Below are 13,448 nucleotides of genomic sequence, written 5' to 3' on the forward strand. Positions count from 1 at the left end.
AAATATATAAGCAAGAAAAGAGGGGCTAGCTTGGAATATAAACACCATATAATGGATGAAAAAGAAGGATTTTTAGCCGCGAAAAAATATTGGATTCAAAAGTTAGACGGCTACACAGAAGCTTCCGAGATACCAAAAGATTCTATTTCCGAATATGGATATGAAATTAATGAATATACGATGCAATTTGAGGAGAAAACTTTAAATTCAATTTACAATATAAGTAAAAATAATGATATTTTGACGTTCTCGATTTTATTGTCTGTCTTAAATATCGTTTTACACAAATGTTTGATTTCGGATCAAATTTGTATATCAACACCACTGCATCAAGGCTATAAAGATGACAGTAAATATAATGACTCTGTTTTTATGTATGAGCAAATAAAGGGAGAAATGACTGTAAAGGAGCTGCTCTCTCGAATCAATGAAACTGTTACAGGTGGTTATAGGCATCAATTCTATCCTGTTTCCTATATTACTCAGTCTAATGATGAGAATTACAACGGGTCATACAGTGTTCCGACTCTTATGATGGTTTATGAGAGCATACATGGAGCTAAGGTTACAGAAGACTTTTTGAAAAAGCAAATATATTCAACGGTCTTCGTTTTTAGAAAAAGCGAAAGTGATCGTCATTTGAACGTGACTGTGCATTACAACTGCAAAGCATATTTAAGGGAAACAATCTTGAGGTATGTGGATATGTTTTCATTGGTATTAACGACAGTTTTGCAAAATGTTCAAATGCGAATAGATGAAATCGAATTGGTTAGTGCTGATGAAAAGAATCAATTAGTACATGTATTCAACGATACGGGAGCGTCGTATCCGTCGGATCGAACGATCCACAGCCTGTTCGAGGAGCAGGTGCGGAAGACGCCGGATCATGTCGCCGTGGTGCATGAAGAGGATCGGCTGACGTATGCGGAGCTGAATGCGCGAGCGAATCGGTTGGCGCACATGTTGCGGGAGCAAGGCGTGGGACCGGATGAGATCGTTGGTCTGATGATGGAGCGTTCGGTGGACATGGCCGTCGGGATGCTGGGCATTTTGAAGGCTGGTGGTGCGTTTATGGCCATCGATCCGGGATACCCTGCGATGCGAATCCAACAGATGCTGGCGGACAGTCAGACGTCTGTACTTGTAGCACAGGAAGGGACAGTGGACTTGGCGTCCGCTTTTGACGGCCGTGTGCTGTTGTTGAATGAAGCGAATCTTAGTGGATACAGGGACACAAATCCGGCATGGACTGGGGATGCGAGGCAACTGGCCTACGTCATCTTCACCTCAGGCTCAACGGGACGGCCGAAAGGCGTGGAGGTGGAGCATCGCTCACTGGTAAACCTGTGCTTCTGGCATATGAAGCAATTTGAAATCAGCGAAAGGGATCGAAGCACGCAGTACGCCTCCTGTGGTTTTGATGCCTCGATATGGGAGTGGTTCCCTTATTTGATCACGGGGGCGAATGTCCATATTGTGCCGGAGCGGTTGCGTCTGGATGTGGCGGGACTAAGCGGGTACTACCGTGAGAACGGGATCACGCTGAGCTGGCTGCCGCCGCAAATTTTTGAGCAAATGCTGGAGCAAGAGAACGCTACTTTGCGGCATCTGATGACGGGCGGGGACAAGGCGAAGGTCCATCAGGAGAAGAGCTACGCGCTGTGGAATGTGTATGGACCAACAGAAGGAACGGTCATTTGCACAAGCCATCGAATCGAAAGGCAGCAGATGAACATACCAATTGGAAAACCGTTGCCGAACACGCGGATTTACATTGTGGATCGCGCTGGGAATCCGCAGCCGATCGGCGTGCCGGGGGAACTGCTGGTTGGCGGCGACGGGGTGGCCCGGGGGTATGTGAACCGACCTGAACTGACGGCGGAGCGATTCGGAACGGACCCGTTCGTAGCGGGCGGCCGTCTATATCGTACAGGAGATTTGGCGAGATGGCTGCCGGATGGCAACATCGAGTATTTGGGCAGAATCGACGAACAGGCGAAAATCCGGGGTTACCGGATTGAGCCGGGCGAGATCGAATATGTGCTGCTCGGCCATGAAGCGGTGCGAGAGGCAATCGTGATCGTTCGGGAGGGGGAGCACGGAGAGAAATCGCTGTGCGCGTACTATACGACGAGCGGAACGATAGCACCATCCGCAATCCGCGAGTATGTATCGGAGAAAGTGCCGGCGTATATGGTGCCATCCGCCTTCGTCGCGCTGGAGAATCTGCCGCTGACGACCCATGGTAAAATTGACCGCAAAGCGCTGCCGGAGCCGGAACAAGGGTTAGCGGGCGTACCTTACGAAGCGCCGGCCACGGCGATGGAAGCTGGGTTGGCTCAGCTGTGGGAGGACATCCTTGGCGTGGAACGGATTGGCGCGGCGGATAACTTCTTCGACCGTGGAGGCCATTCGCTGCGGGCGATGACGCTGCTCTCGCGGATACACAAGGAATGGAACGTGCAGATTCCGCTGAAGACGATCTTCGAATCGCCGACGGTGCGCGGGTTGGCGCAGGCGATTGAAGGGCTGGCGGAGAATCCATACGCAGCGATAGAGCCGGTGGAAGGGCGGACATATTATCCGGTCTCGCCAGCCCAAAGGCGGATGTTGATTTTGCAGCAGATGGAAGGCGCAGAGGCAAGCTACAACATGTCGGGCGTTCTGACGATGGAAGGTCCATTGGACCGTTCCCGGTTGGAAACGGCGTTTGCCCGTCTGGTGGAGCGCCATGAATCGTTGCGGACATCGTTTGAATGGGTGGACGGCGAGGCTGTGCAGCGGATACATGGAGAAGTGCCGTTCATCATTTCCTGGGAGAGCTGCAGCGAGGAGGAGGTGGCGTCTCGGGTAGAGGCCTTCATCCGTCCATTCGATCTGGCGCGCGCACCGCTGCTGCGGGTTGGTTTGCTGCGTCTGTCGGAGGAGCGCCATGCGCTGATGTACGACATGAATCATATTATCTCCGATGGAGTATCGATGGGTGTGCTGGAGCAGGAGTTTGCCGCGCTGTATCGGGGAGATGAGCTGCGTCGGCTGCGGATTCAGTACAAGGATTATGCGGTGTGGCAGAATGAGCGGCTAGGTGCAGAAGAGCTGGCGAAGCAGGAGGACTACTGGAAGGATGTCTTCTCGGGTGAGCTTCCAGTGCTCGCGATGCCAACGGATCATCCACGGCCTGCGGTGCGCAGCTTCGAGGGAGGTCACATCGGATTCACGGTAGAAGCGGAGCTGGCGGAGCGGCTGCGCCAGATGGGTGCAGACCGGGGAGCAACGCTGTACATGGTGCTGCTGGCGGCGTATACGGCGCTGCTGTCCAAATATACGGGTCAAGCGGATATCGTCGTGGGTACGCTGGTGGCGGGAAGACCGCATGCGGATCTGGAGCAGATGATCGGGATGTTCGCGGGTACGCTGGCCCTGCGGAACTATCCGTCAGGAGAGAAACGGTTCGCGGAGTACGTGGAGGAAGTGAAACAGCGGGTGCTGGGGGCGTTCGCACACCAGGATTATCCGTTTGAGGAGCTGGTGGAGAAGCTGGATGTGGCGCGGGATATGAGCCGGAATCCGCTGTTCGATACGATGTTCATGCTGCAAAACCTGGAGCGCCAGGAGGCGGAGCTGGAAGGCTTGCGGCTGAGCCCGTACGCTGCGGGGGATGGGGGTGCGAAATTTGACCTTATGCTAACGGCGACAGAGGGAGCGGCAGGGCTGTCTTTCACGCTGGACTACAGCACAGCGCTGTATGAGCCGCAGACGATGGAGCGGCTTGCGGGCCATTTCAGCCGTCTATTGGAGCAGTTGGCGGCGAACCCGGACATGAAGCTGGCGGACATGGAGCTGCTGGATGAAGCGGAGAAAGTCCAGCTGCTGGAGCGCTTCAACGATACGGGAGCGTCATATCCGTCAGATCGAACGATCCACAGCCTGTTCGAGGAGCAGGTGCGGAAGACACCGGACCATGTCGCGGTGATCCATGAAGAGGAGCATCTCACGTATGCGGAGCTGAATGCGCGAGCGAACCGGCTGGCGCATGCGCTTCGGGAGCAAGGAGTGGGGCCGGATGAGATCGTTGGCCTGATGCTGGAGCGTTCGGTAGACATGATCGTGGGCATTCTGGGGATCTTGAAAGCAGGCGGAGCCTACCTGCCGATTGATCCGGATTATCCGGCGGAGCGCATCTGCTACATACTGGGGGACAGCGAAGCAAGGCTGCTGGTGACAGCAGAGCGCTGGAAGGAGAAAGCAGGCGGCCACGCAATCGGAACGGTACTGCTGGATGATGAGCGCTTGTACGCCGGGGTGGACAGCGGTGAACTGGAGGACGTGAACGGTCCGACGGATTTGGCGTATGTGATTTATACCTCGGGTTCAACGGGGAAGCCCAAAGGAGCAATGATTGAGCATCGCTCGGTCATTAACCGGTTGAAGTGGATGCAGGAGAAGTACCCGCTTCGTGAAGACGATGTCATCCTGCAGAAAACACCGTACACTTTCGATGTGTCGGTATGGGAGCTGCTGTGGTGGTCGTTGGAGGGTGCGAAGGTGTGTCTGCTCAAGCCTGGAGGGGAGAAGGATCCGGGACTTATTGCGGATACGATCGCAGCCCATGGCATTACGGTAATGCATGCTGTGCCGTCGATGCTGAACGCATTTCTGGAATACGTGGAAAGCGTGCCCGGCAGCTTGGAGAAGACGGTGAGCTTGCGGCAGGTATTTGCCAGTGGGGAAGCGTTGAAGGTGGAGCAGGCGAAGCGGTTCGGGCGAATGATTGGTGGAGCGCAGCTAAGCAATCTGTATGGACCAACCGAAGCCACCGTAGACGTGACCTCCTTCGATTGCGACATGGACGAGCTGGAACGGATGTGTATCGGCAAACCGATTTACAATACCAGCCTGTACATTGTAGATCGCGCTGGAAAGCTGCAACCGCTTGGCGTGCCAGGGGAACTGTGCATCGGAGGCGTCGGCTTGGCACGGGGATACTTGAACAAACCGGAATTAACGGCGGAGAAATTTGTAGCGAATCCGTTCGTGCCGGGAGAGCGGCTATATAAAACGGGTGATTGGGCAAGATGGCTGCCGGACGGCAATATCGAGTATTTGGGGCGAATCGACGAGCAGGTGAAGATCCGGGGGTATCGGATCGAGCTTGGAGAGATCGAAGCGGCGATCCTGCAGGAACCTTCCGTCCGCGAAGCAGCGGTGATGGCGAGAGAGGATCGGGATGGCAGCCTGTATCTGTGCGCATACATCGCGGCGGCAGCAGGCAAGGAAGGAGAAGCGGCTGCTGAGGTGAAGGCGTCGCTGCAGCGGAAGCTGCCGGCGTACATGGTGCCGTCCGCCTTCGTGGCGCTGGAGAACCTGCCGCTGACGGCCAATGGCAAGCTCGACCGCAAAGCGCTGCCGGAGCCGGAGCAAGGGTCTGCAGGTGTGCCTTACGAAGCGCCAGTCACGGCGATGGAAGCTGGGCTGGCCAAGCTGTGGGAGGACATTCTCGGCGTGGAACGGATTGGCGCGGGGGACAACTTCTTCGAGCGCGGCGGCCATTCGCTGCGGGCGATGACGTTGATCTCGCGGATGCACAAGGAATGGAATGTGCAGATGCCGCTGAAGACGATCTTCGAATCGCCGACGGTACGTGAGTTGGCGCAGGCGATCGAAGGGTTGGCGGAGAATCCGTATGCGGCGATAGAGCCGGTAGAGCGCAGGGTGTATTATCCGGTCTCGCCAGCCCAAAGGCGGATGTTGATTTTGCAGCAGCTGGAAGGCGCAGAGGTAAGCTACAACATGCCGGGCGTGCTGACGATGGAAGGTACATTGGACCGCTCTCGGTTGGAGAGGGCGTTCGCCCATCTGGTGGCACGTCATGAATCGTTGCGGACATCGTTTGAATGGGTGGACGGTGAGCCGATGCAGCGCGTGCATGGAGAGATGCCGCTCACGATTTCCTCGGAGAGCTGCAGCGAGGAAGAGGTAGCGTTCCGTGTGGAAGCCTTCATCCGTCCGTTCGATCTGGAGCGCGCACCATTGCTGCGGGTCGGCCTGCTGCGCCTGTCGGAGGATCGCCATGTGCTGCTGTACGACATGCATCATATTATCTCTGATGGTGTATCGATGGGTGTGCTGGAGCAGGAGTTTGCTGCGCTGTATCGGGGAGATGACCTGCATCCGCTGCGGATTCAGTACAAGGACTATGCGGTGTGGCAGAACGAGCGTCTAGGTGCAGAAGAGCTGGCGAAGCAGGAGGACTACTGGAAGGATGTCTTCTCAGGTGAGCTTCCAGTGCTCGCAATGCCGACGGATCATGCGCGGCCTGGGGTGCGCCGTTTCGAGGGAGCTCACATCGGGTTCACGGTGGAAGCGGAGCTGGCGGAGCGACTGCGCCAGATGGGTGCAGATCAGGGAGCGACGCTGTACATGGTGCTGTTGGCGGCGTATACGGCGCTGCTGTCCAAATATACCGGTCAAGAGGATATCGTCGTGGGTACGCCGGTGGCGGGAAGACCGCATGCGGATCTGGAGCAGATGATCGGGATGTTCGTGGGTACGCTGGCTTTGCGGAATTACCCGTCAGGAGAGAAGCGGTTTGCGGCGTTTGTGGAGGAAGTGAAACAGCGGGTGCTGCAGGCGTTCGCACACCAGGATTATCCGTTTGAGGAGCTGGTGGAGAAGCTGGATGTGGCGCGGGATATGAGCCGAAATCCGCTGTTTGATACGATGTTCGTGCTGCAAAACCTGGAGCGCCGGGAGGTGGAGCTGGAAGGCTTGCGGCTGAGCCCGTACGCTGCGGGGAATAGGGGTGTGAAATTCGACCTTGAGCTGACGGCGGAAGAGGGAGCGGCAGGGCTGTCTTTCACGCTGGAATACAGCACAGTGCTGTATGAGCCGCAGACGATGGAGCGGCTTGCGGGCCATTTCAGCCGGCTGTTGGAGCAGTTGGCGGCGAACCCGGACATGAAGCTGGCAGACATGGAGTTGCTGGATGAAGCGGAAAAAGCCCAACTGCTGGAGCGCTTTAACGATACGGGAACGTCGTATCCATCGGAACGAACGATCCACAGCCTGTTCGAGGAGCAAGTGCGGAAGACGCCAGATCATGTCGCAGTGGTACATGAAGAGGAACGTCTGACGTATGCGGAGCTGAATGCGCGAGCGAACCGGTTGGCGCATGCGTTGCGAGAGCAAGGCGTGGGACCGGATGAGATCGTTGGCTTGATGATGGAGCGTTCGGTGGACATGATTGTGGGCATTCTGGGGATATTGAAGGCGGGCGGAGCCTACCTGCCGATTGATCCGGATTATCCGGCGGACCGCATCCAATTCATGCTGGAAGACTCCCGAACCGGGGTTCTGATCACTCAACGCCATTTAAAATCACGTACATCTTTTGAAGGCGTTTGGGTTTTGCTTGAGGAGGAAGAGTCCTGCTATTTTAATACTTCAAATCCGGTTGTGTACAACTCTTCAGAGCATTTGGCTTATGTCATTTACACCTCTGGAACGACGGGCAATCCAAAGGGAGTCATGATCGAGCATAGGCAGCTTGCATCACTTGCTAACGCTTGGAAACAAGAATATCGCTTGCATGAGACAGGAATCAGGTGGCTGCAATGGGCGAACTTTTCGTTTGACGTCTTCTCCGGAGATTTGGTTCGCGCACTGTTGCATGGCGGTACGCTCATTTTATGTCCTACAGACGCAAGGGCTAATCCAGAGGCAATCTATAGGCTGATTCAGAAGTATCGGATTCAGATGTTCGAGTCGACGCCTGGATTGGTAATCCCGTTGATGAATTACTTGCATGACGAGGGGTTAGTACCCGAGAGCTTGAGGTTGTTAATCATTGGTTCGGATCATTGTCCAGTGAAAGAGTTTAATTTACTGTTTCAGCGTTTTGGCTCACGGATGAGAATTGTTAACAGCTATGGTGTGACAGAAGCATGTATTGACTCCAGTTACTTTGAAGGTAGCAATGAAGAGGCGCTTAGTACACTGCCTATCGGAAAGCCTCTTCCAGGCGTGGAGATGTATGTGTTAAACAACAAGCAATCGTTGCAGCCGATAGGTGTGATTGGAGAATTATATATTGGAGGAAGCGGCGTTAGTCGTGGTTATTGGAACAAACAGGAATTAACGAGTGAGAGATTTGTTTCTAATCCGTTCCGTTTTGGGCAGAGGATGTATCGGACTGGGGATCTGGTCAGGTGGTTGCCGGATGGCAACATGGAATATGCAGGACGGATGGACGATCAAGTAAAAATAAGGGGTTATCGCATTGAAGTTAGAGAAATTGAAGCGAGGCTTCTACGAATTGCTTCTGTAAAGGAAGTAGCAGTGGTTGTGAAAGAGGACGGGGACGGGCAAAAGACGTTGTGTGCGTACTTCGTGAGCGTTAAGGATTATACTGCTTATGAATTAAAAGATGAGCTGTTAAGGGATCTGCCGATGTACATGATCCCCTCCTATTTTATCCAGTTGCCGAGCATGCCGCTAACTCCAAACGGCAAGCTTGATCGCAAAGCGTTGCCGGAACCGGAAGAAGGATCCGCAGGTGTGTCTTACGAAGCGCCGACCACGGCGATGGAAGCCGGGCTGGCCAAGCTGTGGGAGGACATCCTTAGCGTGGAACGAATTGGCGCGGCGGACAACTTCTTCGACCGTGGAGGCCATTCGCTGCGCGCGATGACGTTGATCTTGCGGATGCACAAGGAATGGAACGTGCAGGTGCCGCTGAAGACGATCTTCGAATCGCCAACGGTGCGCGGGTTGGCGCAGGCGATTGAAGGGCTGGCGGAGAATCCGTACGCGGCCATCGAGCCGGTGGAAGGGCGGACGTATTATCCGGTCTCGCCAGCTCAAAGGCGGATGTTGATTTTGCAGCAGTTGAAAGGCGCAGAAGTAAGCTACAACATGCCGGGCGTGCTGACGATGGAAGGTCCATTGGATCGCTCTCGGTTGGAGAGGGCGTTCGCCCATCTGGTGGCGCGTCATGAATCGTTGCGGACATCGTTTGAATGGGTGGACGGTGAGCCGATGCAGCGCGTGCATGGAGAGATGCCGTTCACGATTTCCTGGGAGAGCTGCAGCGAGGAAGGGGTAGCATCCCGAGTGGAGGCCTTCATCCGTCCGTTCGATCTGGAGCGCGCGCCATTGCTGCGGGTCGGTCTGCTGCGTCTGTCGGAGGAGCGTCATGTGCTGCTGTACGATATGCATCATATTATCTCTGATGGTGTATCGATGGGTGTGCTGGAGCAGGAGTTTGCCGCGCTGTATCGGGGAGATGAGCTGCGTCCGCTGCGGATTCAGTACAAGGATTACGCGGTGTGGCAGAATGAGCGGTTAGGTGCAGAAGAGCTGGCGAAGCAGGAGGACTACTGGAAGGATGTCTTCTCGGGTGAGCTTCCAGTGCTCGCAATGCCGACAGATCATCCACGGCCTGTGGTACGCAACTTCGAGGGAGATCACATCGAGTTCACGGTGGAAGCGGAGCTGGTGGAACGGTTGCGCCAAGTGGGTGCAGATCAGGGAGCGACGCTGTACATGGTGCTGCTATCGGCGTATACGGCGCTGCTCTCCAAATATACCGGTCAAGCGGATATCGTCGTGGGTACGCCGGTTGCGGGAAGGCCGCATGCGGATCTGGAGCAGATGATCGGGATGTTCGTGGGTACGCTGGCTTTGCGGAACTACCCGTCAGGAGAGAAGCGGTTCGCGGCGTTCGTGGAGGAAGTGAAACAGCAGGTGCTGCAGGCGTTCGCACATCAGGATTATCCGTTTGAGGAACTGGTGGAGAAGCTGGATGTGGCGCGGGATATGAGCCGGAACCCGCTGTTCGATACGATGTTCATGCTGCAGAACCTGGAGAGCCGAGAGGCGGAGCTGGAAGGATTGCGGCTGAGCCCGTACGCTGCGGGGAACGGGGTTGCGAAATTCGACCTTACGCTGACGGCGGAAGAGGGAGCGGCAGGGCTGTACTTCACGCTGGAATACAGCACAGCGCTGTATGAGCAGCAGACGATGGAGCGGCTTGCGGGTCATTTCATTCGTCTGTTGGAGCAGTTGGCGGCGAACCCGGACATGAAGCTGGCGGACATCGAGCTGCTGGATGAAACGGAGAAAGCCGAGCTGCTGGAGCGCTTCAACGATACGGGAGCATCGTATCCGTCGGATCGGACGATCCACAGCCTGTTCGAGGAGCAGGTGCGGAAGACGCCGGATCATGTCGCCGTTGTGCATGAAGCGGAGCGTCTGACGTATGCGGAGCTGAATGCGCGGGCGAACCGGTTGGCGCATGCGCTTCGAGCGCAAGGCGTGGGACCGGATGAGATCGTTGGCCTGATGATGGAGCGTTCGGTGGACATGGCTGTCGGGATGCTGGGCATTCTGAAGGCCGGCGGTGCGTTTATGGCTATCGATCCGAGATACCCTGCGGTGCGGATTCAACAGATGCTGGCGGATAGTCGGGCGTCCCTGCTTGTGGCAAAGGAAGGGACTGCGGACTTGGCGTCCGCCTTTGACGGCCATGTGTTGCTGCTGAATGAAGCGAATCTTAGCGAATACAAGGATACAAATCCGTCATGGACCGGGGATGCGAGGCAACTGGCCTACGTCATCTTCACCTCAGGCTCAACGGGACGGCCGAAAGGCGTGGAGGTGGAGCATCGCTCACTGGTAAACCTGTGCTTCTGGCATATGAAGCAATTTGAAATCAGCGAAACGGATCGAAGCACGCAGTACGCCTCCTGCGGATTTGATGCCTCGATATGGGAGTGGTTCCCTTATTTGATCACGGGGTCGAGTGTCCATATTGTGCCGGAGCGGTTGCGTCTGGATATGGCGGGACTAAGTGGATACTACCGTGAGAACGGGATCACAATGAGCTGGCTGCCGCCACAAATCTATGAGCAAATGCTGGACCAAGAGAATGCTACGCTTCGGCATCTGTTGACGGGCGGAGACAAGGTGAAGGCCCATCAGGAGAAGAGCTACACAGTTTGGAATACGTATGGGCCAACAGAAGGAACGGTCATTTGCACCAGCCATCGAATCGAAGGGCAGCAGATGAACATACCAATAGGAAAACCGTTGTCGAACACGCGGATTTACATTGTGGATCGCGCTGGGAAGCCGCAGCCGATCGGCGTGCCAGGGGAACTGGTGGTTGGCGGCGATGGAGTGGCCCGAGGGTATGTGAACCGACCTGAACTGACGGCGGAGCGATTCGGAACGGACCCGTTCGTAGCGGGTGGCCGTCTCTACCGTACAGGAGATTTGGCGAGATGGTTGGCGGACGGAACGATTGAATATTTGGGTAGAATCGACGAACAGGTGAAAATCCGGGGGTACCGGATTGAGCCGGGTGAAATCGAATATGTGCTGCTCGGCCATGCATCGGTGCGAGAGGCAATCGTGATCGTTCGGGAGGGAGAGCACGGAGAGAAATCGCTGTGTGCGTACTATACGACCAACGAAACGATAGCACCGTCCGCAATCCGCGAGTATGTGTCGGGGAAAGTGCCGGCATATATGGTGCCGTCCTACTTCGTCGCGCTGGAGAAACTGCCGCTGACGGCCAATGGCAAGCTCGACCGCAAAGCGTTGCCGGAGCCGGAGCAAGGGTCCGTAGGTGTGCCTTACGAAGCGCCAGCCACGGCGATGGAAGCTGGGCTGTCCAAGCTGTGGGAGGACATCCTTGGCGTGGAACGGATTGGCGCGGCGGATAACTTCTTCGAGCGTGGAGGCCATTCGCTGCGTGCGATGACGTTGCTCTCGCGGATGCACAAGGAATGGAACGTGCAGGTCCCGCTGAAGACGATCTTCGAATCGCCGACGGTGCGCGGGTTGGCGCAGGCGATTGAAGGGCTGGCGGAAAATCCGTACGCAACTATCGAACCGGTAGAGGGCCGGACGTATTATTCGGTCTCGCCAGCCCAAAGGCGGATGTTGATTTTGCAGCAGTTGGAAGATGCAGAAGTAAGCTACAACATGCCGGGCGTGTTGATGGTGGAAGGTCCATTGGACCGCTCTCGGTTGGAGACGGCGTTCGCCCATCTGGTGGAGCGTCATGAATCGTTGCGGACATCGTTTGAATGGGTGGATGGCGAGCCGATGCAGCGCGTGCATGATGAGGTACCGTTCACCATTTCATGGGAGAGCTGCAACGAGGAAGAGGTAGCATCTCGGGTAGAGGCTTTCATCCGTCGGTTCGACCTGGAGACTGCGCCGCTGCTGCGGGTCGGTCTGCTGCATCTGTCAGAGAAGCGTCATGTGCTGCTGTACGATATGCATCATATTATCTCTGATGGTGTATCGATGGGTGTGCTGGAGCAGGAGTTTTCCGCGCTGTATCGGGGAGATGAGCTGCGTCCGCTGCGGATTCAGTACAAGGATTACGCGGTGTGGCAGAATGAGCGGTTAGGTGCAGAAGAGCTGGCGAAGCAGGAGGACTACTGGAAGGATGTCTTCTCGGGTGAGCTTCCCGTGCTCGCGATGCCAACGGATCATCCACGGCCTGCGGTGCGCAGCTTCGAGGGAGGTCACATCGGATTCACGGTAGAAGCGGAGCTGGTGGAACGGCTGCGCCAAGTGGGTGCAGATCAGGGAGCGACGCTGTACATGGTGCTGCTAGCAGCGTATACGGCGCTGTTGTCCAAATATACCGGTCAAGAGGATATCGTCGTAGGTACGCCCGTGGCGGGAAGACCGCATGCGGATTTGGAGCAGATGATCGGGATGTTCGTGGGCACGCTGGCTTTGCGGAACTACCCGTCAGGAGAGAAGCGGTTCGCAGCGTTCATGGAGGAAGTGAAACAGCGGGTACTGCAGGCGTTCGCACATCAGGATTATCCGTTTGAGGAGCTGGTGGAGAAGCTGGATGTGGCGCGGGATATGAGTCGGAATCCGCTGTTCGATACGATGTTCGTGCTGCAAAATCTGGAGCGCCGAGAGGCGGAACTGGAGGGCTTGCGGCTGAATCCGTACGCTGCGGGGAACGGGGTTGCGAAATTCGACCTTGCGCTAACGGCGGTAGAGGGAGCGGCAGGGCTGCACTTCACGCTGGAATACAGTACAGCGCTGTATGAGCAGGAGACGATGGAGCGGCTTGCGGGTCATTTCATCCGGCTGTTGGAGCAGTTGGCGGCGAATCCGGAGATGAAGCTGGCGGATATCGAGCTAGTTAGTGTTGATGAAAAAAATCAATTAGTACATGTATTCAACGATACGGGAGCGTCGTATCCGTCGGATCGAACGATCCACAGCCTGTTCGAGGAGCAGGTGCGGAAGACGCCAGACCATGTGGCCGTGGTGCATGAAGAGGAACGTCTGACGTATGCGGAGCTGAATGCGCGGGCGAACCGGTTGGCGCATGCGCTTCGGGAGCAAGGTGTGGGACCGGATGAGATCGTTGGCTTGATGATGGAGCGTTCGGTGGACATGGCTGT

Annotated in this window: 1 protein-coding gene; it reads left to right on the forward strand. The window is 55.9% G+C overall.

Annotated elements, in window-relative coordinates:
- Positions 1-51: 51 nt before the first annotated feature.
- Positions 52-13,448: non-ribosomal peptide synthetase (locus tag L6H65_RS12660; RefSeq protein ID WP_236342904.1), on the forward strand; the 13,397-nt coding region annotated here is incomplete at its 3' end.

This window comes from Paenibacillus plantiphilus, from assembly GCF_927798095.1.
In the GTDB taxonomy this organism is placed as follows: Bacteria; Bacillota; Bacilli; order Paenibacillales; family Paenibacillaceae; genus Paenibacillus_Z; species Paenibacillus_Z plantiphilus.